This window comes from Streptomyces sp. NPDC048636 (assembly GCF_040650655.1).
GTDB lineage: Bacteria > Actinomycetota > Actinomycetes > Streptomycetales > Streptomycetaceae > Streptomyces.
The window spans coordinates 124,193-148,707 of the sequence record NZ_JBEZHR010000018.1; the positions used below are offsets into that span (position 1 = coordinate 124,193).

The 24,515-nt window shown below is 70.7% G+C and carries 24 protein-coding genes; 21 read left to right on the plus strand and 3 right to left on the minus strand.

The window, feature by feature from the left end; all coding sequences use genetic code 11:
• Nucleotides 1-4: 4 nt before the first annotated feature.
• From AB0C66_RS32600 to AB0C66_RS32610, 3 genes are all read left to right on the plus strand, one after another.
• Nucleotides 5-1,240, plus strand: coding sequence for a HAMP domain-containing sensor histidine kinase (locus AB0C66_RS32600; RefSeq protein ID WP_362446935.1), 1,236 nt, complete (start codon nucleotides 5-7; stop codon nucleotides 1,238-1,240).
• Between the two features lie 417 nt (nucleotides 1,241-1,657).
• On the plus strand, nucleotides 1,658-1,960 hold the full coding sequence (locus tag AB0C66_RS32605) for a DUF4193 domain-containing protein (RefSeq protein ID WP_014175864.1): 303 nt from the start codon (nucleotides 1,658-1,660) through the stop codon (nucleotides 1,958-1,960).
• A 35-nt stretch (nucleotides 1,961-1,995) separates the two neighbouring features.
• A complete protein-coding gene (locus AB0C66_RS32610) occupies nucleotides 1,996-2,682 on the plus strand; it encodes a hypothetical protein (RefSeq protein WP_362446938.1) in 687 nt (228 codons plus the stop codon).
• 59 nt (nucleotides 2,683-2,741) lie between these two features.
• Here the strand turns inward: AB0C66_RS32610 and AB0C66_RS32615 are convergent, their stop codons facing one another.
• On the minus strand, nucleotides 2,742-3,194 hold the full coding sequence (locus AB0C66_RS32615; RefSeq protein WP_362446941.1) for a DUF3093 domain-containing protein: 453 nt from the start codon (nucleotides 3,192-3,194) through the stop codon (nucleotides 2,742-2,744).
• Nucleotides 3,195-3,253: 59 nt separating this feature from the next.
• Between AB0C66_RS32615 and AB0C66_RS32620 the strand changes: the two genes are divergently transcribed.
• From AB0C66_RS32620 to AB0C66_RS32670, 11 genes are all read left to right on the plus strand, one after another.
• Nucleotides 3,254-3,838: a PaaI family thioesterase gene (locus tag AB0C66_RS32620; RefSeq protein WP_362446944.1), complete on the plus strand. Its 585-nt coding sequence runs from the start codon at nucleotides 3,254-3,256 to the stop codon at nucleotides 3,836-3,838.
• On the plus strand, nucleotides 3,835-4,350 hold the full coding sequence (gene dut / locus AB0C66_RS32625) for a dUTP diphosphatase (protein ID WP_362446946.1): 516 nt from the start codon (nucleotides 3,835-3,837) through the stop codon (nucleotides 4,348-4,350). The genes AB0C66_RS32620 and dut overlap by 4 nt, the downstream gene beginning before the upstream one ends.
• Before the next feature lies 1 nt (nucleotide 4,351).
• Nucleotides 4,352-5,128: a DUF3710 domain-containing protein gene (locus AB0C66_RS32630; RefSeq protein WP_362446949.1), complete on the plus strand. Its 777-nt coding sequence runs from the start codon at nucleotides 4,352-4,354 to the stop codon at nucleotides 5,126-5,128.
• 507 nt (nucleotides 5,129-5,635) lie between these two features.
• Nucleotides 5,636-5,725 (plus strand): K(+)-transporting ATPase subunit F, encoded by a 90-nt coding sequence (gene kdpF, locus AB0C66_RS32635; protein ID WP_009326374.1) that lies wholly within the window; start codon nucleotides 5,636-5,638, stop codon nucleotides 5,723-5,725.
• A gap of 10 nt (nucleotides 5,726-5,735) precedes the next feature.
• The gene (kdpA, locus tag AB0C66_RS32640) at nucleotides 5,736-7,421 is read left to right on the plus strand and encodes a potassium-transporting ATPase subunit KdpA (RefSeq protein ID WP_362446953.1); all 1,686 of its coding nucleotides are present in this window, start codon (nucleotides 5,736-5,738) and stop codon (nucleotides 7,419-7,421) included.
• A complete protein-coding gene (gene kdpB / locus AB0C66_RS32645; RefSeq protein ID WP_362446956.1) occupies nucleotides 7,418-9,529 on the plus strand; it encodes a potassium-transporting ATPase subunit KdpB in 2,112 nt (703 codons plus the stop codon). Before kdpA ends, kdpB begins: the two co-directional genes overlap by 4 nt.
• A gap of 9 nt (nucleotides 9,530-9,538) precedes the next feature.
• Nucleotides 9,539-10,195: a potassium-transporting ATPase subunit KdpC gene (kdpC, locus tag AB0C66_RS32650; RefSeq protein WP_362446959.1), complete on the plus strand. Its 657-nt coding sequence runs from the start codon at nucleotides 9,539-9,541 to the stop codon at nucleotides 10,193-10,195.
• A 29-nt stretch (nucleotides 10,196-10,224) separates the two neighbouring features.
• A complete protein-coding gene (locus tag AB0C66_RS32655; protein ID WP_362446962.1) occupies nucleotides 10,225-12,798 on the plus strand; it encodes a sensor histidine kinase KdpD in 2,574 nt (857 codons plus the stop codon).
• Nucleotides 12,799-12,864: 66 nt separating this feature from the next.
• Nucleotides 12,865-13,548: a response regulator gene (locus AB0C66_RS32660; protein ID WP_362446964.1), complete on the plus strand. Its 684-nt coding sequence runs from the start codon at nucleotides 12,865-12,867 to the stop codon at nucleotides 13,546-13,548.
• Between the two features lie 37 nt (nucleotides 13,549-13,585).
• A complete protein-coding gene (locus tag AB0C66_RS32665; RefSeq protein ID WP_201878581.1) occupies nucleotides 13,586-13,996 on the plus strand; it encodes an OB-fold nucleic acid binding domain-containing protein in 411 nt (136 codons plus the stop codon).
• Between the two features lie 3 nt (nucleotides 13,997-13,999).
• Entirely contained in the window at nucleotides 14,000-14,824 is an 825-nt protein-coding gene (locus AB0C66_RS32670; protein ID WP_362446967.1) for a DUF3159 domain-containing protein, read from the plus strand.
• Nucleotides 14,825-14,934: 110 nt separating this feature from the next.
• Here the strand turns inward: AB0C66_RS32670 and AB0C66_RS32675 are convergent, their stop codons facing one another.
• Nucleotides 14,935-15,615 carry a TrkA family potassium uptake protein gene (locus tag AB0C66_RS32675; protein WP_362446970.1) on the minus strand — a complete coding sequence of 227 codons (681 nt, stop codon included), beginning with the start codon at nucleotides 15,613-15,615 and terminating at the stop codon, nucleotides 14,935-14,937.
• On the minus strand, nucleotides 15,612-16,283 hold the full coding sequence (locus AB0C66_RS32680; protein WP_254737204.1) for a TrkA family potassium uptake protein: 672 nt from the start codon (nucleotides 16,281-16,283) through the stop codon (nucleotides 15,612-15,614). Before AB0C66_RS32680 ends, AB0C66_RS32675 begins: the two co-directional genes overlap by 4 nt.
• Before the next feature lie 521 nt (nucleotides 16,284-16,804).
• Here AB0C66_RS32680 and AB0C66_RS32685 point away from each other — a divergent pair.
• From AB0C66_RS32685 to AB0C66_RS32715, 7 genes are all read left to right on the plus strand, one after another.
• On the plus strand, nucleotides 16,805-18,307 hold the full coding sequence (locus tag AB0C66_RS32685; RefSeq protein ID WP_362446973.1) for an ATP-binding protein: 1,503 nt from the start codon (nucleotides 16,805-16,807) through the stop codon (nucleotides 18,305-18,307).
• Nucleotides 18,304-18,732 carry a roadblock/LC7 domain-containing protein gene (locus AB0C66_RS32690; RefSeq protein ID WP_362446976.1) on the plus strand — a complete coding sequence of 143 codons (429 nt, stop codon included), beginning with the start codon at nucleotides 18,304-18,306 and terminating at the stop codon, nucleotides 18,730-18,732. Before AB0C66_RS32685 ends, AB0C66_RS32690 begins: the two co-directional genes overlap by 4 nt.
• On the plus strand, nucleotides 18,729-19,085 hold the full coding sequence (locus AB0C66_RS32695) for a DUF742 domain-containing protein (RefSeq protein ID WP_362446978.1): 357 nt from the start codon (nucleotides 18,729-18,731) through the stop codon (nucleotides 19,083-19,085). The genes AB0C66_RS32690 and AB0C66_RS32695 overlap by 4 nt, the downstream gene beginning before the upstream one ends.
• Nucleotides 19,063-19,680 (plus strand): ATP/GTP-binding protein, encoded by a 618-nt coding sequence (locus tag AB0C66_RS32700; RefSeq protein ID WP_362446981.1) that lies wholly within the window; start codon nucleotides 19,063-19,065, stop codon nucleotides 19,678-19,680. The genes AB0C66_RS32695 and AB0C66_RS32700 overlap by 23 nt, the downstream gene beginning before the upstream one ends.
• Nucleotides 19,677-21,158, plus strand: coding sequence for a cytochrome P450 (locus AB0C66_RS32705; protein ID WP_362446983.1), 1,482 nt, complete (start codon nucleotides 19,677-19,679; stop codon nucleotides 21,156-21,158). Before AB0C66_RS32700 ends, AB0C66_RS32705 begins: the two co-directional genes overlap by 4 nt.
• Nucleotides 21,140-22,258, plus strand: a complete 1,119-nt coding sequence (locus AB0C66_RS32710; RefSeq protein ID WP_362446986.1) for a cytochrome P450 — start codon at nucleotides 21,140-21,142, stop codon at nucleotides 22,256-22,258. The genes AB0C66_RS32705 and AB0C66_RS32710 overlap by 19 nt, the downstream gene beginning before the upstream one ends.
• A gap of 88 nt (nucleotides 22,259-22,346) precedes the next feature.
• On the plus strand, nucleotides 22,347-24,425 hold the full coding sequence (locus AB0C66_RS32715; protein WP_362446989.1) for an APC family permease: 2,079 nt from the start codon (nucleotides 22,347-22,349) through the stop codon (nucleotides 24,423-24,425).
• Nucleotides 24,426-24,515: the final 90 nt, after the last annotated feature.

The following is a 24,515-nucleotide window of genomic DNA, read 5'->3' on the forward strand; positions in this document are numbered from 1 at the left end:
GGGCATGGCGACGACCCCGCTTCCGCCGGCAGCGCCACCGAAACCCAGCTGGGACCCGCCGCACGGCTCGCAGCCCAACCCCTGGCTGCGCCCCACCATCCGGATACGGCTCACCCTGCTCTACGGCGGGATGTTCCTGATCGCCGGTGTGGTGCTGCTGACGATCATCTATCTGCTGGCGGCCGACGCCATCCGCCGCGGCAGTGAGTTCCCGCTCCAGATCGTGCGGATCGACTACAAGCCGACCGACACCTGCCACCTCCCCAGCCAGGGCAACAACGACGCGTTCAACCGCGCGGTGGCCCAGTGCATGAAGCAGCAGCGCGACTACGCCCTGGACGGGCTGCTGCGCCGCTCGCTGATCGCGCTCCTGGGGCTGGCCGTGGTCGCCTTCGCGTTCGGCTACGCCATGGCCGGGCGGGTGCTCTCGCCGCTGGGCCGGATCACCCGTACGGCGCGCCAGGTGGCGGGCTCGGACCTGTCCCGCCGGATCGAGCTGGACGGCCCGGACGACGAGCTGAAGGAGCTGGCCGACACCTTCGACGAGATGCTGGAACGCCTGGACCGGGCCTTCACCGCCCAGCAGCGGTTCGTCGCCAACGCCTCACATGAGCTGCGCACCCCGCTGGCGATCAACCGCACCCTGCTGGAGGTCCACCTCTCCGATCCGCAGGCCTCCCCGGAGCTGGTCCAGCTGGGCAAGACGCTGCTGGCCACCAACGAGCGCAGTGAGCAGCTGGTGGAGGGTCTGCTGCTGCTCGCCCGCAGCGACAACGAGATCGTCGACCGCAAACCGGTGGACCTCGCCGAGGTCGCCTCCCAGGCGATGGACCAGGTCCGGGCGGAGGCGGAGGCCAAGGGCGTCCAGCCGCGCGGGACGCGTGAGCCCGCGGTGGTCCCGGGCAACGGTGTGCTGCTGGAGCGGATCGCGCTGAACCTGGTGCAGAACGCGGTGCGGTACAACATTGCCGAGGGCGGCTGGGTGGAGGTCACCACCGGCATCCGGCAGGGCCAGGCGGTGCTGGTGGTGGCGAACACCGGTCCGGTGGTTCCCGCCTACGAGCTGGACAACATCTTCGAGCCCTTCCGGCGGCTGCGTACCGAGCGCACCGGCAGTGACAAGGGCGTCGGCCTCGGACTTTCGATCGCGCGCTCGGTGGCGCGCGCCCACGGCGGCAGGATCGCGGCGGAGCCCAGGGAGGGAGGCGGCCTTGTCATGCGGGTGGTGCTGCCGCTCTGAGCGGGCAGACGGGCCGGGAAACGGAAGCTGCGGTACCGTCGGGGAGGTGTTCGCTTTGGGCGGAATTTTCGTGATCCGACCCACGCCTGTATGGTGTGTGATCGATCACATGGGCGATTTTCAGGCCATATACTCTCCGTGATGGTCACGGTTGACGGAAAGCCGGGAAAATCCGGGTTTTCGGGGACCGAGATCACGGGAAGTACACGTCATGGCGCATGCGAGTGCGACAGTCGGACCGTGTACGGTCCCGATGGCCATCCAACCCGATCACCTCTTCAGGGGTGCGGTTGGGTGTCGATTGAGTAACAGACCTTGATGTGAGGCAAAATCTCCGCCTCGGGTCGGGCACAAGTCCGGCCTCTCACGCGTTACGTGCGCTGGAGACACCGCAGACACCCAGAGGGGGAGAGCGACATGGCAACGGATTACGACACCCCACGCAAGACCGACGATGACGTCAACGAGGACAGCATCGAGGAACTCAAGGCCCGGCGGAACGACAAGTCCGCGTCGACCGTCGACGTGGACGAGTTCGAGCAGGCGGAGGGGCTCGAGCTGCCCGGCGCGGACCTCTCGAACGAGGAGCTGTCCGTGCGGGTACTGCCCCGCCAGGCGGACGAGTTCACCTGCATGAGCTGCTTCCTCGTGCACCACCGCAGCCAGCTGGCCAACGAGACCAAGAACGGCCAGCCCATCTGCCGCGACTGCGCGGCCTGAGCCACGGCACAGGCGTGGAAGCGGAGCACGGCGGCGTGACCGAGGCGCACCCCGAGCGAGGCCGGACGGCCTCGCTCGCGAGCGCGCTGGGCCGTGGTGTCCGCAGGGGCGGCGAGCGTGCGAGAGCGGGGGTTTACGCGGTCGCCGACCGGATCATCGCGAGCGCTCCACGGATCCCGGTCCGGGACCTGGAGACACTGCGCAGGCAGTTCCCCGGACTCGGCCCGGAGGAGATCGCGGACAAGCTGGTGGCGGGTGCCGCGCACGGCACCTCCACCGTGGGTGCGGGCGTCGGCGCGGCGGCGATGCTGCCCGCACCGCCCGCCATGCCCACCGAACTGGCCGCCGAGATCATCGGTGTGGCCTCGATAGAGATCAAGCTCATCGCCGAGCTGCACGAGGTCTACGGACTGCGGCCGCCCGGCGGAGTACGCCAGCGCGCCACCGCCTATCTCGGCGCATGGGCCGGGGAGCGCGGGATCGATGTCACCGTCCCGGCCACCGTCAACGCGGCGCTGGGCGTCCAGATGAAGCGCGAGCTGCGCCAGCAGGTGCTCAAGCGCAGCTTCCGGAACCTGCCGGTGCTGGCCCCCTTCATGGTGGGCGCGGCCGTCGGAGCCGCCATGAACCGGCGGGACACCAAGAAGCTCGCACGCAAGGTCCGCAAGGATCTGCGCGCCAAGCGGATCCCCTGGAGCGATCTGGTCCCCCTGGCCGAATGAGCCACCGGGGGCATCCCCTGCCGGAAGCGGCACCCCGGCCACCGCTACCGGGCTACCGGCTAGGAGGCGTCCGAGCGCATAGCCGCCAGCGCGGCCGCGAGCGCCTCGGGATCCCGGGTCGAGACATACACATACGGCGTCGGGTCCCGCGGATCGGTGACCTCCACCCGCAGCGCGGTGGGGATGTAGCTGCGCAGCAGCATGAACGCCCGCGGATCGGCCTTGTGAGTCCGCCAGGCGACCGCCTCGTCGGCGTCCAGCGGTTCGGCGGTCCCCAGCGCCGACACCGGGATCTTCGCGTCTCCCGCGACCAGTGAGCCCGCCACCACCCGCACCCGCGCCGAGCCGTACGCACTCACCGCGACGGCGGCGAGCGCCCCGCCGCCGATCAGACCGCCGAGGGTCGGCAGTGTGCCGAACGGCAGCATGATCAGCCCCATGGCGACCCCGGTCATCAGGGCGATGAACCACCAGGAACGGGGCGCGGTCAGGCGTTCGTCGTATGGCTGCATGCCCATCAGCTTGGCATGGCCGCCGATCCGGGCGGTCCGCGCGGGTAAGGTCAGCCGTTGTGAGTGGAACGACAACAGGGCTGAAGCCGCCGGAGGGCGCCAGGGCACCCGTGCGTCACCGCGACGCTCCGGCACCGGGGCAGCTTCTCGACGCCCATAACGACCAGTGCTTCGGCTGCGGGGACCAGGTGGGGGACGGGCTGCGGCTGCGGGCCCGCGCCGGTGAGGGCGTCGCCGTCGCCGCCGAGTTCGAGGTGCGCCCGGTCCACCAGGGCGCGCCGGGGCTGGCCCACGGCGGGCTGCTGAGCGCGGCGCTGGACGAGACGCTGGGGGCGCTCAACTGGATGCAGCGGGTGATCGCGGTGACCGGGCGGCTGGAGACCGACTTCGTCCGGCCCGTCCCGGTCGGCACGGTGCTGCACCTGGAGGCACGGGTGACCGCCGTGCACGGCCGGAAGATCTACTGCGCGGCCACCGGCCGGATCGACGCCCCCGACGGCCCCGTCGCCGTCCGCGCGGAGGCCCTCTTCATAGAGGTGCGGGTCGACCACTTCATCAGGAACGGACGGTCGGAGGAGATCGACGCCGCGCTGGCCGACCCCGACCAGGCCAAGCTGGCGCGCGTATGCGAGGTGAACCCGTGAGCCCGACCCCGCTCGACGTGCGGATCCGCAGGGTCGACCCCGAGGTCCCGCTGCCCGCATACGCCCACCCCGGCGACGCGGGCGCCGACCTGGTCACCACCCGGGCCGCGGAGCTCGCCCCGGGGGAACGCGCGGTTCTGCCCACCGGGGTGGCTATCGCGCTTCCTGAGGGGTATGCCGCCTTCGTGCATCCGAGGTCCGGACTGGCCGCCCGTTGTGGCATCGCCATGGTGAATGCCCCGGGGACCATCGATGCCGGGTACCGTGGAGAGATCAAGGTGATCGTGGTCAATCTCGATCCGCGCGAGAGCGTGCGGTTCGAGCGCTACGACCGGATTGCCCAATTGGTCGTCCAGCAGGTCGAGAAGGTGCGCTTCCACGAGGTGGCGGAGCTTCCCGGGTCGGCGCGGGCCGAAGGGGGCTTCGGGTCCACCGGCGGCCACGCCGCCGTGGACGGCACAAAGGGTGGGAATGGATACGCTTCGGTCGGTTCCGACCGGGAAGGACGATGACGTGTTCGGACGTCGCCGCAAGCGCAGCGAGGAGGACGTCGAGCCACTCGACGTGGCCTCCGAGGAGTTGGCCGAGGACGCGGAGGACGCGGAGGACCCCTCCGAGGCGGTGGAGGCCGCCCGGGTGAGCCTGCCGCCCGCCCCGCGCCCCGAGGGCCCGTGGGACGTATCCGAGGTGCGCGAGCCCGGCGAGGGCCGGGTGGACCTGGGCGGGCTGTTCGTCCCCGGCGTCGAGGGCATGGAGCTGCGGGTGGAGGTCGCGGGGGACGCGATCGTCGCCGCCACCGTGGTGCTGCGGGACAGCGCCGTACAGCTCCAGGCGTTCGCCGCGCCCAAGAAGGAAGGCATCTGGGCCGAGGTCCGGGACGAGATCGCCACCGGGATCACCCAGCAGGGTGGCGTGGTGGACGAGGTCGAGGGATCGCTCGGCTGGGAGCTGCGCGCCCAGGTGCCGGTGCAGCTGCCGGACGGGAAGAACGGCGTGCAGGTGGTCCGCTTCATCGGCGTCGACGGACCGCGCTGGTTCCTGCGTGGAGTGATCTCCGGGCAGGGCGCGGTGCAGCCGGAGACCGGCAGTCTGCTGGAGGCGATCTTCCAGGACACGGTCGTGGTGCGCGGCGAGGGCCCGATGGCCCCGCGCGATCCGATCGTGCTCAAGCTGCCGGAGGACGCGCAGATGGTGCCCGACGGGGTGCAGCAGGACGAGGCGCAGGGCTCGCGGTTCGCGGGCGGCGCCGACCGTCTCCAGCGCGGCCCGGAGATCAGCGAGGTGCGCTGAGCCTCCGCTCGCGCGCACACATCCGGAAGAGACCAGGTCCGAAGGGGCCCGGGGCGATGCCCCGGGCCCCTTCGGCATTCTCCCCGGGGGACGTTGAACGCCGGTGGCCCGCGGGCCGTACTCCTGGGTGCCTCTCCCGCCGGGGCGTGACCGCCCCCTCCGGTCTCGGCGCCCCGGCGGGCCGCTCGCTCGGATCAGGCTGAGCCTTTGGCGCAAGGCCTGGCCTGATCTGGGCGTTCACGGGTGGGCCGTACTCTTCTCTGCGGAGTACGGCCCACCGCTTTTCGCAGGTCGGGGCGGTCGGCGTCAGGGATGCGTCAAAAGGGCGCCAATGGCCGTAAGGGAGCCGTCAACGGGTGCTGTCGGGTGCCCTGGGCGGGGGTTTCCTCTAGGAGTCCGTTCGTATTCGAGCCCCTAGGAGCCCACGATGGCCGACCTGGCCTTCGTCGTCGCCACGCTCGCGGTTTTCGCGGTGGTGGCCGTCGTCGCCAGAGGGGTGACGAAGCTGTGACCGCCGAGAACGTCGTCGGCCTGGTCGTGGCCGTCGCCCTGCTGGGGTATCTGGTCCTCGCGCTGATCTTCCCGGAGAGGTTCTGAGGTCCCGCCCATGAGCCCCGAACTCGCTGGGGTGCTCCAGCTGGCCGCGCTCATAGGCGCGCTCGTCCTGGTGTACCGACCGCTCGGCGACTATATGGCCGCCGTCTACAGCTCCGAGAAGCATCTGCGCCCCGAGAAGTGGATCTACCGCTGTATCGGCGCCGACCCGTCCACCCAGATGCGCTGGCCCGCCTATCTGCGCGGGGTGCTCGCCTTCTCCCTGGTGGGCGTGGTCTTCCTCTACCTGTTGCAGCGCCTCCAGGGAAGTCTGCCGCTCTCCCTCGGCTTCACCCCGATCAGCCCGCACCAGGCGTTCAACACCGCCGCGTCCTTCGTGGCCAACACCAACTGGCAGTCGTACGCGGGCGAGCAGTCCATGGGGCACGCCGTCCAGACGGCCGGGCTCGCGGTGCAGAACTTCCTCTCCGCCGCCGTCGGCATGGCCGTGGCCATCGCGCTGGTCCGTGGCTTCGCCCGGTCGCGCACCGGTGAGCTCGGCAACTTCTGGGCCGACCTGGTGCGCGGCACCGTCCGCATCCTGATCCCGCTCGCGGTGGTGAGCGCGCTGGTGCTGGTCGCCTGCGGTGCCATCCAGAACTTCGCGGGCATCCATGAGGTCGGCCAGCTCACCGGCGGCAGCCAGCAGATGAACGGCGGCGCCGTGGCCTCGCAGGAGGCCATCAAGGAGATCGGCACCAACGGCGGCGGCGTCTTCAACGCCAACTCCGCCCACCCGTTCGAGAACCCGAGCGGTTTCACCAACCTCTTCGAGATCTTCCTGATCCTGGTCATCCCCTTCTCGCTGACCCGCACCTTCGGCAAGCTGGTGGGCAACCTCCGGCAGGGCTACGCGATCCTCGCCGCGATGGGCATCATCTGGCTCGGCTTCACGGCGCTGATGATGTGGACCGAGTTCCACCACGGTGGCGCGGCGCTCCAGGAAGCGGGCGGCGCGATGGAGGGCAAGGAGCAGCGGTTCGGCGTCGGCGCCTCCGCGATCTTCGCCACCAGCACCACCCTGACCTCGACCGGCGCGGTGGACTCCTTCCACTCCTCCTTCACGGGCTTCGGCGGCGGGCTCACGATGCTCGGCATGATGCTCGGTGAGATCGCCCCCGGCGGTGTGGGCTCGGGCCTCTACGGCATGCTGATCATGGCGATCATCGCGGTCTTCATCGCGGGCCTCATGGTCGGCCGCACCCCCGAGTACCTCGGGAAGAAGATCGGCGCCCGCGAGATGAAGCTCGCGGCCTGCTACATCCTCGTCACCCCGACGCTGGTGCTGAGCTTCACCGCCCTGTCGATGGCGCTGTCCACCCCGCCGGACTCGATCCTCAACACCGCCGGGGACTCGGTGAACGGCAGCGGCGCCCACGGCTTCTCCGAGGTGCTCTACGCCTTCACCTCCGGCGCCAACAACAACGGCTCGGCCTTCGGCGGACTCAACGCGAACACCGAGTGGTACAACACCACGATCGGCCTGGCCATGCTGCTCGGCCGGTTCCTCCCCATGGTGTTCGTCCTGGCGCTGGCCGGTTCGCTGGCCGAGCAGAAGCCCGTCCCCGAGACCGCGGGGACCCTGCGCACCGAGAAGCCGCTCTTCGCGGGGCTGCTGGTCGGCGCGATCCTCATCATCACCGGACTGACCTACTTCCCGGCCCTGGCCCTTGGCCCGATGGCGGAGGGACTCTCATGAGCACAGCCACCACCCCCGTACGCACCGCTCCCGAGGGCGGGCACCCGCACGGCCCCGAGGGCTCCGGCGGCCGGGTCTCGGGCGGTCTGTTCGACCCCCGGCAGCTGGTGAGGTCGCTGCCGGACGCCTTCCGCAAGCTGGATCCGCGGATCATGGCGAAGTCCCCGGTGATGTTCGTCGTGGAGATCGGCTCGGTGCTCACCACCGTGCTGGCCGTCCTCGACCCCGGCGACTGGTTCGGCTGGGCCATCACCGGCTGGCTGTGGCTGACCGTGGTCTTCGCCAACCTGGCCGAGGCCGTGGCCGAGGGCCGCGGCAAGGCGCAGGCCGACACCCTGCGCAAGGCCAAGACCGACACCGTGGCTCGCCGGCTGACCGGCTCCGCCGAGGAGCGGGTGCCCGGCACCGAACTGCGCGTCGGCGATCTGGTGGTCTGCGAGGCGGGCGATGTCATCCCGGGCGACGGCGATGTCGTCGAGGGCGTGGCGTCCGTGGACGAGTCCGCCATCACCGGTGAGTCGGCCCCGGTCATCCGGGAGTCCGGCGGCGACCGGTCCGCGGTCACCGGCGGCACCAAGGTGCTCTCCGACCGCATCGTCATCAAGATCACCACCAGACCGGGCGAGACCTTCATCGACCGGATGATCAACCTGGTCGAGGGCGCCGCCCGGCAGAAGACCCCGAACGAGATCGCGCTGAACATCCTGCTCGCCTCGCTCACCCTCGTCTTCCTGCTGGCGGTGGTGACCCTCCAGCCGTTCGCGATCTACGCGGGCGCCGAGCAGACGATGATCGTGCTCACCGCGCTGCTGGTCTGCCTCATCCCGACCACCATCGGCGCGCTGCTCTCGGCCATCGGTATCGCGGGTATGGACCGGCTGGTCCAGCGCAATGTGCTGGCCATGTCGGGCCGCGCGGTCGAGGCGGCGGGCGATGTGTCCACCCTGCTGCTCGACAAGACCGGCACCATCACCCTCGGCAACCGGCAGGCCGCGGAGTTCGTCCCGGTGACCGGGGCGTCCGAGGCGGAACTCGCCGACGCCGCCCAGCTGTCCTCGCTGGCCGACGAGACCCCCGAGGGCCGCTCGATCGTGGTCCTCGCCAAGGAGCGCTACGGGCTGCGGGCGCGGGACGAGGGCGAGCTGAGCCACGCCGCATTCGTGCCCTTCACCGCGCAGACCCGGATGTCCGGCGTCGACGTGGACGGCACCAAGGTGCGCAAGGGCGCCGCGGGCTCCATCGTCGCCTGGGTCGGTCAGCGCGGCGGGGAGGTCTCCGCCGACGCGCAGGAGAAGGTCGACGCGATATCGGCGGCCGGTGGCACCCCGCTGCTGGTCGCGGTCGAGGACGCCGACGGACCTCGGGTGCTCGGCGTGATCCACCTCAAGGACGTGGTGAAGGAGGGCATGCGGGAGCGGTTCGACGAGCTGCGCCGGATGGGCATCAAGACCGTGATGATCACGGGCGACAACCCGCTGACCGCCAAGGCCATCGCCGACGAGGCGGGGGTGGACGACTTCCTCGCGGAGGCCACCCCCGAGGACAAGATGGCGCTCATCAAGCGCGAGCAGGCGGGCGGCAAGCTGGTCGCGATGACCGGCGACGGCACCAACGACGCCCCCGCGCTCGCCCAGGCCGACGTCGGCGTGGCCATGAACACCGGTACCTCGGCCGCCAAGGAGGCCGGGAACATGGTGGACCTGGACTCCAACCCGACCAAGCTGATCGAGATCGTGGAGATCGGCAAGCAGCTGCTCATCACCCGCGGCGCGCTGACCACCTTCTCGATCGCCAACGACGTCGCCAAGTACTTCGCGATCATCCCCGCGATGTTCGGGGCGGTGGCGGGCTACGAGGGCCTGGACACGCTCAACATCATGGGGCTGGCCTCGGCCCAGTCGGCCATCCTCTCGGCGGTGATCTTCAACGCGCTGATCATCGTGGCGCTGGTGCCGCTCGCCCTCAAGGGCGTGCGCTACCGCCCCATGAGCGCCGACCGGATGCTCCGCCGCAATCTGGGCCTGTACGGCCTCGGCGGCCTGATCGCCCCGTTCATCGGGATCAAACTCATCGACCTGCTCATCTCTCTCATCCCCGGGATCGGGTGACCCACCACCATGACCTCCATGAACAGCTCGGTCCGCGGTACGGCGCGGCTGATCGGCGCGGGACTGCGCGCCCTGCTCGCGCTCACCGTCGTCTGCGGGGTGCTCTATCCCCTCGCCGTCACCGGGATCGCCCAGGCCGCCTTCCACGACAAGGCCAATGGCTCCGAGGTGACGTCCGGTGGCGAGGTCGTCGGCTCCGAGATCGTCGGCCAGCGCTTCGACCTCGCCAAGAAGGACAAGGACGGCAATCCGCTGCCGGATCCGCGCTACTTCCAGCCCCGGCCGTCCGCGGCGGGCACCAACGCCTACAACACCCAGTACTCGATCATCGTCTCCGGCGCGTCCAACCTGGCCGCCGACAGCAAGGTGCTGAAGCAGACCGTCATCGACCGGCGGAAGCAGGTGGCCGCGTTCAACCGGGTCGCCCCGTCCCGGGTGCCGGTGGACGCCGTCACCGCCTCCGGCTCCGGTCTGGACCCGGACATCTCCCCGGCCTACGCCACCCTCCAGGTGACCCGGGTCGCCCAGGCCAACGGAGTGGCCCGGGACCAGGTCGCCCGGCTGGTGAAGGACCACACCGACGGCCGTCAGCTGGGCTTCCTCGGCGAGCCGAGGGTCAACGTCCTGAAGCTGAACATCGCGCTCACGCGCCTCGTCCAGCGCTGAGAACCCGGAACAGCGAGGAAAATGGGGTCATGGGACGCGGCAAGCTACGTATCTACCTCGGGGCGGCCCCCGGCGTCGGCAAGACCTACGCCATGCTCTCGGAGGGCCACCGCCGGGTCGAGCGGGGCACCGACCTGGTGGTGGGCTTCGTCGAGCACCACGGCCGCCGCCGCACCGAGGTGATGCTGCACGGGCTGGAGGCGGTGCCCCGCCGGGAGCTGGAGTACCGGGGCGCCGTCTTCACCGAGATGGACGTGGACGCGGTGCTCGCCCGCGGCCCCGCCGTCGCCCTCGTCGACGAACTCGCCCACACCAACGTCCCCGGTTCCCGCAACGCCAAGCGCTGGCAGGACGTCGAGGAACTGCTGCGGGCCGGTATCGATGTCGTCTCCACCGTCAACATCCAGCACCTGGAGTCGCTGGGCGACGTGGTGGAGTCGATAACGGGCGTCCGGCAGCGGGAGACCGTGCCCGACGAGGTGGTGCGCCGCGCCGACCAGATCGAGCTGGTCGATATGTCGCCCCAGGCTCTGCGCCGCCGGATGGCGCACGGCAATATCTACGCCCCCGACAAGGTCGACGCGGCGCTGTCCAACTACTTCCGGCCCGGGAACCTGACCGCGCTGCGCGAGCTGGCCCTGCTGTGGACCGCCGACCGGGTCGACGAATACCTCCAGCAGTACCGCTCCGAGCACAGCATCCGCACCACCTGGCAGGCGCGTGAGCGGATCGTGGTCGGCCTCACCGGCGGCCCCGAGGGACGGACGCTGATCCGCCGGGCCGCCCGGATGGCGGCCAAGGGCTCCGGCAGCGAGATCCTCGCCGTCTACATCGCCCGCAGCGACGGGCTGACCTCCGCCTCCCCCAAGGAGCTGGCGGTCCAGCGCACCCTGGTCGAGGACCTGGGCGGCACCTTCCACCACGTCATAGGGGAGGACATCCCCGGGGCGCTGCTGGAGTTCGCCCGCGGGGTCAACGCCACCCAGATCGTGCTCGGTTCCAGCCGCCGCAAGGCGTGGCAGTACATCTTCGGCCCCGGGGTGGGCGCCACCGTCGCCCGTGAGTCCGGACCCGATCTCGACGTCCATATCGTCACCCACGGCGAGGTGGCCAAGGGCCGCGGACTGCCGGTGGCCCGTGGCGCCCGGCTCGGCCGCTCCCGGCTGATCGCGGGCTGGGTGGTGGGCGTGGCCGGACCGGCGCTGCTCACCCTGCTGCTGACCACCAGCGGAGCCACCCTCGCCTCCGACGCCGGACCCGGCTTCGCCAACGAGGTGCTGCTCTTCCTCTTCCTCAATGTGCTGGCGGCGCTGCTGGGCGGGATGCTGCCCGCCCTCGCCTCGGCCGCCGTGGGTTCCCTGCTGCTCAACTACTACTTCACCCCGCCCACCCACACCCTCACCATCGCCGACCCCGAGAACATCGTCGCCATAGCGATCTTCGTGGCGGTGGCGGTCAGCGTCGCCTCGGTCGTCGACCTCGCCGCGCGCCGCACCCACCAGGCCGCCCGGCTGCGCGCCGAGTCCGAGGTGCTGTCCTTCCTCGCGGGCAGTGTGCTGCGCGGTGAGACCAGCCTGGAGGCGCTGCTGGAGCGGGTCCGCGAGACCTTCGGCATGGACGCGGTGGTGCTGCTGGAGCGGGAGAGCGATGTCGCCCCCTGGACCTGCGCGGGCAGTGTCGGCGGCATCGGGGGAGCCGGGCCGCCCGAGCGGCCCGAGGACGCCGATGTGGACATGCCCGTCGGCGACCATATGGCGCTCGCGCTGTCCGGCCGGGTGCTGCCCGCCGAGGACCGCCGGGTGCTCGCCGCCTTCGCCGCCCAGGCCGCCGTGGTCCTGGACCGGCAGCGGCTGACCGTGGAGGCCGAGCGCGCCACCGAGCTGGCCGAGGGCAACCGCATACGGACCGCGCTGCTGGCCGCCGTCAGCCACGATCTGCGCACCCCGCTCGCGGCCATCAAGGCGGCCGTGACCTCCCTGCGCTCCGATGATGTCGCCTGGTCCGAGGAGGACGAGGCCGAGCTGCTGGAGGGCATCGAGGACGGTGCCGACCGGCTGGACCACCTGGTGGGGAATCTGCTGGACATGTCCCGGCTCCAGACCGGCACCGTCACCCCCCTGATCCGCGAGATCGACCTCGACGAGGTGGTGCCGATGGCGCTCGGCGGCGTCCCGGAGGGAAGCGTCACCCTGGACATCCCCGAGGAGCTGCCCATGGTCGCGGTCGACCCCGGGCTGCTGGAGCGCGGCGTCGCCAACATCGTGGAGAACGCCGTCAAGTACAGCCCGCCGGACTCACCCGTACTGGTCTCGGCCAGCGCCCTCGGCGAGCGGGTCGAACTGCGCGTCGCCGACCGCGGCCCCGGCGTGCCGGACACCGCCAAGGACCGGATCTTCGAGCCCTTCCAGCGGTACGGTGACGCCCCGCGCAGCGCCGGGGTCGGCCTCGGGCTGGCCGTGGCCCGCGGCTTCGCCGAGGCGATGGGCGGCCGACTGGCCGCCGAGGACACCCCGGGAGGCGGGATGACCATGGTGCTCACCCTGCGGGCCGCCCCCGGCCGCCCGCCGGTCCGGCCCGACCTCCCGGCACGGGCCGTTTCCTGACCGGCCCCGGAGCCGTGGCCGGTCAGGACAGGTTGACGACAACACAAGCGAGGGAAGGCAGACCAGATGAACCGGGTGCTCGTGGTGGACGACGAGCCGCAGATCGTACGCGCCCTCGTGATCAACCTGAAGGCGCGCAAGTACGAGGTGGACGCCGCGTCCGACGGCGCGACCGCCCTGCGGCTCGCCGCCACCCGCCACCCCGACGTGGTCGTGCTCGACCTCGGGCTGCCCGATATGGACGGTGTGGAAGTGATCAAGGGGCTGCGCGGCTGGACCCGGGTGCCGATCCTGGTGCTCTCCGCCCGCCAGACCTCAGACGAGAAGGTCGAGGCCCTGGACGCGGGGGCCGACGACTACGTCACCAAGCCGTTCGGCATGGACGAGTTGCTCGCCCGGCTGCGCGCCGCCGTCCGCCGGGCCGAGCCCACCGTGCAGTCGGAGGACCCGGTGACCGTCGAGACCGAGGCGTTCTCGGTCGACCTGGCGGCCAAGAAGGCCCACCGCGACGGCCGCGACGTCCGGCTGACGCCCACCGAATGGCATCTGCTGGAGGTGCTGGTGCGCAACCCCGGCCGTCTGGTCACCCAGAAGCAACTGCTCCAGGAGGTCTGGGGCCCCTCCTACGGCACCGAGACCAACTACCTGCGCGTCTACATGGCCCAGCTGCGCCGCAAGCTGGAGGTGGACCCCTCCCATCCGCGGCACTTCATCACGGAGCCGGGGATGGGCTACCGGTTCGAGCGGTGACGGGTTCGCGGCGGGGGCTCACCGGTACGCTGGCCGTATGAGTTCCGTACGCCAGCCCTCCGAGAAGGGCGACAAGCCGGTGGGCCGCTTTCGGCGGATGCTCGACCGGCTGTCGAGTTCCCAGGAGGAGCTTCACTCCGCAGAGCTCCAGCAGGACGCGGAGGACGCGGGCTGCACCAAGATCGGTGACTGTGGCGACCGCCAGATCGTGAAGGTGACGGGTACGCTGCGCACGGTCACACTGCGGCCGAGGGCCGGGGTGCCCGCGCTGGAGGCGGAGCTCTTCGACGGCACCGCCGCGCTGGACGTGGTGTGGCTGGGCCGTCGCTCCATCATCGGCATAGAACCGGGCCGCAAGCTGATCGCTTCCGGCCGGATCTCCATGAGTCACGGGCGCCGGGTGCTGTTCAATCCGAAGTACGAACTCCGACCGCTCGGACAGGAGTAGCCGGTGACGTCAGACGACAAGCCGTCCCCCACCGATCACCAGGACACCGCCGCGCGCAGCAGAGCGGCGGCCGACACCGCGCTCCTCGAGGCGTTCGGCGGTGTACGGGGCATGGTGGACACCACCGTCCCGGGCCTGGTCTTCGTCCTGCTCTACACGATCAAGCGGGACATCCACCTCGCCGCCATCGCCGCGCTCGGTCTCACGGTGCTGCTGGCGGTGGCCCGGCTGGCGCGCAAGGAGACCCTCAAGCACGCCTTCAGCGGGGTCTTCGGGGTCGCGTTCGGCGCGATCTTCGCCATGATGTCCGGCGACGCCAAGAACTTCTATCTGCCGGGCATGCTCTACACCCTCGGCCTGGCGGTCGCCTACGTCCTTTCGGCGATCTTCCGCTATCCGCTGATCGGTGTGCTGCTCGGGCCGATGCTCAAGGAGAACCTCTCCTGGCGCACCCGCAATCCGGGCCGCTTCCGCGCCTACACCAAGGCCACCTGGGCGTGGGGGCTGATCCTGCTGGCCAAATCGGCGATCCTCTTCCCGCTCTACTGGTGGGGGGACGCCACCCAGCTGGGCTGGGTCAAGGTGGCGCTGGGCATTCCGCCGTTCCTGCTCTGTGTCTATCTGACCTGGATCTTCCTCGCGAAGGCCCCGCCGCCGATCGACGTCATCGCGGAGCTGGAGGCCGAGGAGAAGGCCGAGCGGGACCGCCAGCGCACCCAGGCTGCGACCGAGCGGGCCGCCGACCCGCTGCTCGCCGAGTGGACCGACCAGATCGTGAGCGAGGCCCGCGGCGAGTCGTCCGACCGCCGGCCGCCCCGCCTTCCCTGACGGAGGCCGTCCGCCGACGGCGCACGACAGCGACGAGGGCCCCGGGAACCGAAGTGGTTCCCGGGGCCCTCGCCCGTGTCACAGCGGCCGTGTCACAACCAGCCCGGGGCTCAGCTTCCGGCGGACGGCTCCCGGCGGACCGACAGCAGGTCCTCCAGCTGCTCCTCGCGCGCCTGCGCCGCCACGAACAGCAGCTCGTCGCCGGCCTCCAGGACGTCGTCCTTGTTCGGGGTCAGCACCCGGGTGCCGCGGATGATGGTGACCAGGGTGGTGTCCTCCGGCCACTCCACATCGCCGACCCGGGTCCCGGCCAGGGCCGCCTCCGGCGGCAGCGTCAGCTCGACCAGGTTGGCGTCGCCGTGGCTGAAGCGCAGCAGCCGCACCAGATCGCCGACGCTCACCGCCTCCTCGACCAGCGCCGACATCAGCCGCGGTGTGGAGACGGCGACATCGACGCCCCACGCCTCGTTGAACAGCCACTCGTTCTTGGGGTTGTTGACCCGGGCGACCACCCGGGGCACCCCGTACTCGGTCTTGGCGAGCAGCGAGACGACCAGGTTGACCTTGTCGTCGCCGGTCGCCGCGATGACCACGTTGCAGCGCTGGAGCGCCGCCTCGTCCAGCGAGGTGATCTCACAGGCGTCGGCGAGCAGCCATTCGGCCTGCGGCACCCGCTCCACCGAGATGGCGGTGGGCGCCTTGTCGATGAGGAGCACCTCATGGCCGTTCTCCAGCAGCTCGCCCGCGATGGAGCGCCCCACGGCGCCCGCTCCGGCAATGGCGACCCTCATCGGTTGTTCCCCTCCTCGGGCCCCTCGTCGAAGGCCGCCTCGACCTTCTCCACCTCGTCGGTGCGCATCATCACATGGACGAGGTCACCCTCCTGTAGGACCGTCTGGGAGGTCGGCAGGATCGCCTCGCCGAGCCGGGTCAGGAACGCGACCCGCACCCCGGTCTCCTCCTGGAGCTTGCTGACCTTGTGCCCGACCCATGCGGGGGAGGTGTGCACCTCGGCCAGCTGCACCCCGCCGCTGGGGTCGCGCCACAGCGGCTCCGCACCGGAGGGCAGCAGCCGCCGCAGCATCTGATCGGCGGTCCACCGGACGGTGGCCACGGTGGGGATGCCCAGGCGCTGGTAGACCTCGGCGCGGCGGGGGTCGTAGATCCGGGCGGCCACGTTCTCCACACCGAACATCTCGCGCGCCACCCGGGCCGCGATGATGTTGGAATTGTCACCGCTGCTGACGGCGGCGAAGGCCCCCGCCTCCTCGATGCCCGCCTCGCGCAGGGTGTCCTGGTCGAACCCGACACCGGTCACCCGGCGTCCGCCGAAGCCCGCGCCGAGGCGGCGGAAGGCGGTCGGGTCCTGGTCCACGACCGCGACCGTGTGTCCCTGCTGCTCCAGGGTCTGGGCGAGCGCGGAGCCCACCCGGCCGCAGCCCATGATCACGATATGCATGCGTCTTACCCCGCACTCCTGATGACCGTGCCGACCTGCACAAACACCCTGCTCACATCTTCCTTCCAGGACCTACGGGGCAACGGCGGGAACGCGGTCCCCGCCGCCGGTGCCGAGCGGGGACGGACTGTTCTCGCCGCGGCGCTAGTCCCCACCGTATCCGTACCGGTGGGAAAGTTCCCCGGGGTGGTGGAGAGGGCGCGGGGCCCGGGTGGAATACTGATCATTTCCGATTGGGGCGACCTCGTCGAAATGCGGGGGACGATCACCTCGGCCCCGTGCCGGGAGAAGGCCCAGGGTTTTTCCCGCGTCGCATTCGCCTCATCTTCGCCCCGCATCCAGGACCTTCACTGCACCATCACGGCAATTGGCAATAGAGTCCCCTGCGTTCGAACGGTGTTCCGCGCGTCGGACACTCGGTCATCGCGTGACTAAGATGATCGCCGTATTCCGTTTCCGGACGGGACATCAGGGCTCTGAATCGTTCCTTCCGCGCCCGCGTTCCCAGCACGAGGTTCCTGATGACTGATCACATATCGGAGGCGGTGAGCTGGTGCCTGGCCGTCGTCGCCCTTGTCGTTCTGGTGCTGCTGATGCGCCAGCGGCGGATCACCGCGGGCGTGCGCAGGCGCAACGCCGCACTGGAGGAGAGCCTCCGGGCCCGCGACGAGGAGGTGCGCCATCTCGTCGACATCCGGCTCCCGGCCGTCGCCGAGGGGGTCAACCTGCCCACCCCGCTGCCGGGGTTGAGGGACGAGAAGCTGGCGGGCACCACGTTCGCCCAGAGCCTGCACGCCGTCACGGAGCAGTTCACACGGGCGGTGGACAGGGCGCAGCTGCGGGCGGACGCCTCGGCCAAGTCCGCGCTCAAGGCGTCGATGCGCGCCCTCCAGGGGCTCGCCAATGAGCAGCAGGTGGCCATCTCGCAGATGCAGGACCGGCACGACAACCCCGATGTGCTGCGGGACCTGCTGGAGATCGACCACGCCAACTCCCAGTTCGGCCGCCGCGCCCAGGCCATCGCCGTGCTCTGCGGTTCCTGGCCCGGACGCCAGCGGCTGGCCTCCTCGCTCACCGATGTCGTCCGCGGTTCCAAGTCGCGTATCCGCGACTACCAGCGGGTGCAGGTGCACAGCCTGATCGATGTCGCCGTGGTGAGCCGGGCGGTGGAGCCGATGGTGCTCGCGGTCGCCGAGCTGCTGGACAACGCCGCCCGCCACTCCCAGCCCAACACCAGCGTCGAGGTCAGCCTGCAACCGGTGCACAACGGCGCCTGCATCGTGATCGACGACGCGGGCGTCGGCATGGACGGTCTGGAGGTGCAGCGGGCCGCCACCCTGCTGTCCGGCCAGCGCGCCGTGGACGTCTCCCGGCTCGGTGACCCGCCGCAGTTCGGCTTCGCCGTCGTCGGCCTGCTCGCGGCCCGCTACGGCTTCAGCGTCTCGGTGGACACCCGGTCGCCGTACGGCGGAGTGCGGGCCGTGCTGTTCCTCCCCTCGGCGCTGCTCACCCACGCCGACGCCGGAACCCGCGGTGCCGCCCCGGCGCCGGCGGAGCAGCAGGCCGCCCCGCCGCGCACCCTCCCCTCCCGCCCGACGCGCCGCCGTGCCGAGCCCCAGGCCCCGGCGCCCGGCGCCGCACCCGCCTCCGCCGCGATACCGGCGCAGACCCGGCCCGCCGAGCCCGCCCCTGCCCGCGAACCCTTTCCCACTCCCACCCCCGAACCCGCGCCCGCGGCGGCCCCACCCGCCGCGGACGACGAGGCCGCGCGCAGCCTCGGCGTGACGGCCGGCGGACTGCCCAAGCGCCGCCGCCGTCAGGCCACCGCCGCGCCCGGATCCCGGCCGCTCACCCAGCCCGAGCCGGACACCGGCTCGCACCGGGTCCGCTCGGCCGAGGAAACCGCCCAGCGGATGGGCGCCTTCGCCCGGGGCACCCGCTCCGGCCGGGCGGCCCCTCAGGAAACCGACCCCCGCCCCCAGGACGCCGCCCCCCACAGTGAAGAAGGGAATCGCCAGGCATGAACGACCACTTGGACAACGAGCTGGGCTGGATGCTCGACGAGGTCGTCAAGATGCCGGAGGCGCGGCACGCCATCCTGCTGTCCGCGGACGGGATGCTGCGGGCGCACTCCGCGGGCATCCCCCGCGACGAGGCGGAGCGTCAGGCGGCCGCACTCTCCGGACTCCAGTCCATCAGCCGCAGCACCTCCGAGTTCTGCGATCCGCACGAGAGCCCGTGGCAGCAGACCCTGGTGGAGTTCGTCGGGGGCTATGTCTTCCTGACCGCCGCGGGGCCCGGCGCGTATCTCGCGGTCTCCGCCACCGAGGCGGTGGACATGGAGGCGGTCAGCTACCGGATGCAGAAGCTGGTCGACCGGCTCGGCAAGGAACTCACCAGTCCGCCGCGGCAGGACTTCGGGCGGCAGGGCTTCGGCAGCTCCGCATGAGCCCCGGCCGGCGCGAACGAGGACTGGTACGCCCGTATGTCGTGACCGATGGCCGTGCCTACCCGACCCGCAACACCTTCGACCTGGTGACCCTGGTCATGGCCCACCCCGACCGTCCGCTCTCCGGGCTCAGCCCTGAGAAGCGGCGGGTGATGGAGCTCTGTCTCGGCGGCGCGCTCTCCGTCGCCGAGGTCGCCGGCTATCTGGAGCTGCCGGTGAGCGTCACCAAGGTCCTGCTCGGTGATCTCGTGGACAGCGGCCACATCACCACCCGGTCCCCGATTCCCCCCGCCGAACTCCCCGAGACACAGCTGTTGCAGGAGGTGCTCGATGGACTCCGCGCTCGCCTCTGAGCGGGCCGTCTATCTGCCCGGAACCGTGCGGACGGCAGTCAAGCTGCTGGTGGTGGGTCACTTCGCGGTGGGTAAGACCACCTTCGTGGGCTCACTCTCCGAAATCCGCCCGCTGCGCACCGAGGAGACGATGACGCAGGCCGGAGCGCTGGTCGACGATCTCGCCGGCTCCGAGCGGAAGACCACCACCACGGTCGCCATGGACTTCGGCCGCCTCACCCTGAGCGACTCCCTGGTGCTGTATCTGTTCGGCACCCCCGGCCAGTTCCGGTTCACCCGGCTGTGGACCGATATGACCCAGGGCGCGATGGGCGCGCTCGTCCTCGCCGACACCCGGCGACTGGAGCAGTCCTTCCCGGTGATGTCCGTGCTGGAGGAGCAGGGCCTGCCGTACGCGGTGGCCGTCAACCGCTTCGAGGGGGCACCGGTCTTCGCCGACGAGGAGGTCAGGGAGGCGCTCGATCTGCTCCCCGAAACCCCTCTGGTGGTCTGTGACGCCCGTAACCGGATCTCCTCCACCCGCGCCCTGATCGCCCTCGTCAAGTACCTCCAGTCCCGCCACACCCGTACCTCGCAGGAGCAGGAGAAAGCGTGACCTACCGCTCAGACGTCGGGCCCGACGCCTCCGCAGCGCCACCACCGGGCTGCCCCGCGCACGCCGGAGGCGGCGCCCCCGGCGGCCGCGGCCCGGCCGTCCCGATGTACGGAGCCGACTTCGCCGCGGACCCGCACACCGCCTATGAGCGGATGCGCGCCACCTACGGCCCGATCGCCCCGGTCGAGCTGTCGCCCGGCGTCTACGCCTCGCTCGTCACCAGCTACTCACTGGGCCTGGAGATCCTGCGCGACACCGAGCGGTTCGCCAAGGACCCGCGCAACTGGCGGGCGATGGCCGAGGGCGAGGTGCCCGAGGACTGCCCGGTGGGCCCGATGATGATGTACCGGCCGAACGCCCTGTTCACCGACGGCGAGACACATGCACGGCTGCGCGGCGCGATCACCGACAGCCTGGACCGGGTCGATCCGCACGCGCTCAGCGAGTACGTCGAGCGCAGCGCGGAGACGCTCATCGACGCCTTCGCCAGCAGGGGCGAGGCCGATCTGCTGAGCGAGTACGCCGCCGTCATCCCGCTGCTCGTCTTCAACCAGCTGTTCGGCGCGGTCGCCGCGGACGGCCCCAAGCTGGTCGCGACCATGGCCAAGCTCTTCGACAGCGGCGAGGAGGCCCATCAGGCCAACGAGGATCTGCTGCGCTGGATCTCGGGCCTGGTGGCCGGCAAACGGCAGCAGCCCGCGGCCGACGTCACCTCCTGGCTGATCGCCCATCCCGCGCAGCTGGCCGACGACGAGATGATGCAGCAGATCATCCTGCTGATGGCGGCCGGCACCGACCCGCAGTCGAACCTGATCGCCAACGCGCTGCGGCTGCTGCTGTCGGACGACCGCTTCGCCGGGGAGCTGTCCGGGGGCAGCATGCCCGTCCAGGACGCCATCGACGAGGTTCTGTGGAACGACCCGCCGATGGCCAACTACGGCACCCGGTTCCCCCGGTACGACTGCGACGTCGGCGGCGTACGGCTGCGCAAGGGCGAGCCGGTCCTGGTGAGCTACGCCGCCGCCAACAACGAAGCCGCCATGGCCTCCGACCGCCGCTCGGGCAACCGCGCCCATCTGGCGTGGAGCGCGGGCGCGCACCGCTGTCCCGCGGAGCGCCCGGCCCGCGTGATCGCCTCCGTCGCCATCGAGCGGCTCCTCGACCGGCTGCCGGATATGGAACTGGCCGTCCCCGCGGACCGGTTGCAGTGGCGGACCGGCCCCTTCCACCGCGCCCTGGCCGCGGTGCCGGTGCGCTTCCCCCCGCAATTGGCAACTCCCCGAGCACAGTCCGCAGCGTCCGCGCCCGACGTGGACCGATTCGCCGAGACCCCTGGAGACAGCCAATGGAATCCCTCTCCCGCCCCCTCGTCCTCGACCCCACCGGCCGGGATATCAACGCCGAGGCAACCCGCGTCCGCGAGCGGGGGGAGGCTACGCTTGTTGAGCTCCCTGACGGCGTGGTGGCGTGGGCTGTAAGCCGCCAGGAGCTTCTCAAACAGCTTCTGACCGACCCCCGCGTCTCCAAGGACCCGCGGCAGCACTGGCCGGCCTGGATCAACGGTGAGATCTCTCCCGAGTGGCCGCTGATCACCTGGGTCGCCGTGGAGAACATGTTCACCGCCTACGGGGCCGACCACCGCAGGCTGCGCACCCTGGTCTCCAAGGCCTTCACCGCGCGGCGCAGCGCCGCCCTGCGGCCGCGTATCGAGCAGATCTGCGCGGACCTCCTCGACCGGCTGGCCGCCACCGCGCCGGGGGAGACCGTCGATCTGCGGGAGGGGTACGCGTATCCGCTGCCCATCCAGGTGATCTCCGAGCTGTTCGGGCTCGACGACGAGGGGCTGCGCGAGCGGATGCGCAGGGTCGTGGACAGCATCTTCCACACCTCCGCCGAGCCGGAGGAGGTCACGGCCACCTTCACCGAGATGTACGCCGTGCTGGAGGCGCTGGTCGCCATCAAGCGGGAGAAGCCGGGCGACGACCTCACCAGCGGTCTGATCGCCGTCCGGGAGGAGGAGAGCGACTCCAGGCTGAGCGAGAAGGAGCTGGTCGACACCCTCGCCCTGATGCTCAGCGCCGGCCATGAGACCACCGTCAACCTCCTGGACAACGCCATCCACGCGCTGCTCACCCACCCCGAGCAGCTGGAGCATGTCCGGGCCGGACGGGCTTCGTGGGACGACGTGATCGAGGAGACGCTGCGCCACTCGGCCCCCGTCGCCAATCTGCCGCTGCGCTATGCCGTCGAGGATATCGAGCTGGACAGCGGTGTGGTGCTGCGCAAGGGCGACGCGATCCTCGCCGCCTACGCCGCCGCCGGGCGCGATCCACAGGTACACGGGGAGGGCGCCGACCGGTTCGATGTCACCCGGGCGGTCAAGACCCACCTCGCCTTCGGCCATGGTGTCCATCTGTGCGTCGGCGCTCCGCTCGCGCGGATGGAAGCGGCCATCGCGCTCCCGGCGCTCTTCGAGCGGTTCCCCGGGCTCGCGCTCGCGGTCCGGCAGGACGAGTTGGAGCCGGTGGAGTCGTTTATTTCCCACGGCCATCGCGCCCTGCCCGCCCGGCTGTCCTGACCGGCGGGACGTCCGCGCCCCCGCCCGTTCGCCTCCCAGATGGTGGGCGGGTGGGCGGGGGCCGTGCCGACCGCTTACGATCCTCTGCGTGTCCAAACTGACCGACCTCCCGAAACGGATCCTGATCGGGCGGGCGCTGCGCAGCGACAAGCTGGGGGAGACCCTCCTCCCGAAGCGCATCGCGCTCCCCGTCTTCGCTTCCGACCCCCTGTCCTCCGTCGCGTACGCGCCGGGGCAGGTGATGATCGTTCTGTCCGTGGCGGGGGCGTCGGCCTACAGCTACAGCCCGTGGATCACGATCGCGATCATCGTGCTGATGTTCACCGTGGTCGCCTCGTACCGCCAGAACGTGCACGCGTATCCCAGCGGAGGCGGTGACTACGAGGTCGCCACCACCAACCTCGGCCCCAAGGCGGGACTGACCGTCGCCAGCGCGCTGCTGGTCGACTACGTCCTGACGGTGGCGGTGTCGATCTCCTCCGGGGTGGAGAACCTCGGCTCGGCCGTCCCATTCTTCGTCGAGCACAAGACGCTGTGCGCGGTCGGGATCATCCTGCTGCTGACGCTGATGAACCTGCGCGGGGTGCGGGAGTCGGGCAAGCTCTTCGCGATCCCCACCTACGTCTTCGTCGGTGGCGTCTTCGCGATGATCATCTGGGGCGCCTACCGGGGGCTGGTCCTCGGTGACGATATGAAGGCCCCCACCGCCGGTTACGAGGTCCACGCCGAGCACACCGGACTGGCCGGTTTCGCGCTGATCTTCCTGCTGCTGCGGGCCTTCTCCGACGGCTGTGCCGCGCTGACCGGTGTCGAGGCGATCAGCAACGGCGTACCCGCCTTCCGCAGGCCCAAGAGCCGGAACGCGGCCACGACGCTGGCGCTGATGGGCGGCCTCGCCGTGGCCATGTTCGTCGGCATCATCACGCTGGCCCTGGCCACCGACGTCAAGATGGCCGAGGACCCGGCCCGGGATCTGCTGGACAAGGGGGTCGCGCTCGGCTCGGACTACACCCAGAACCCGGTGATCTCGCAGGTCGCCGCCGCCGTCTTCGGTGATGGCTCGTTCCTGTTCGTGGTGCTGGCCGCGGCCACCGCGCTGGTGCTGTTCCTGGCCGCCAACACCGCGTACAACGGCTTCCCGCTGCTCGGCTCGATCCTGGCCCAGGACCGCTATCTGCCCCGCCAGCTGCACACCCGCGGTGACCGGCTCGCCTTCTCCAACGGCATCGTGCTGCTGGCCTCGGCCGCCGCGGTGCTGGTCTACGTCTACGGCGCCGACTCGACCCGGCTGATCCAGCTCTACATCGTCGGCGTCTTCGTCTCGTTCACCCTCAGCCAGACCGGCATGGTGCGGCACTGGAACCGTCATCTGGCCAGCGAGCGCGACCCGGCGGCCCGCCGCCGGATGGTGCGCGCCCGCGCCATCAACACCTTCGGCGCCTTCTTCACCGGTCTGGTGCTGGTCGTGGTGTTGCTGACCAAGTTCACCCACGGCGCCTGGGTCGCCCTGCTGGGCATGGTCATCTTCTACGTCATCATGACGGCGATCCGCCGCCACTACGACGGTGTCTCCGAGGAGCTCGCCGCCGCCACCGAGCAGCTCGACGAGGAGGAGGTGCGCCCCTCCCGGGTGCACTCCCTGGTCCTGGTCTCCAAGGTCCACAAGCCGACCCTGCGCGCCCTGGCCTACGCCAAGCTGATGCGCTCGCACCGGCTTGAGGCGCTGAGCATCGGCGTCGACCCCGTCGAGACCAAGGCCCTCCAGGCGGAGTGGCACGAGCGCGGAATCGACGTCCCGCTGAAGATCCTCGACTCCCCGTACCGGGAGATCACCCGGCCGGTCATCGACTACGTCAAGAGCCTGCGCCGGGAGAGCCCGCGGGATGTGGTCTCCGTCTACATCCCCGAGTATGTGGTCGGCCACTGGTACGAGCAGTTGCTGCACAACCAGAGCGCGCTGCGGCTCAAGGGGCGGCTGCTGTTCACCCCGGGTGTGATGGTGACCTCCGTTCCCTGGCAGCTGGACTCCTCCGAGCTGGCCCGGAAGCGGGCGCGCAAGCGGGCGGAGTGGAACGCGCCGGGCGCGGTGCGACGCGGTCCGGTGACGCCGCCCAAGGGTGACAAGGGTGAGCGGACCGGCGCCAGGTCGCAGACTCCGGGGAGCTAGGCCGTGTCGTTCGGATCTTTCGCGGGTCCGCGACGCCGGCTACGGCACCTCGCGGCGTTGTCGCCAGACCCGAGTACGCCCAGTACGCGG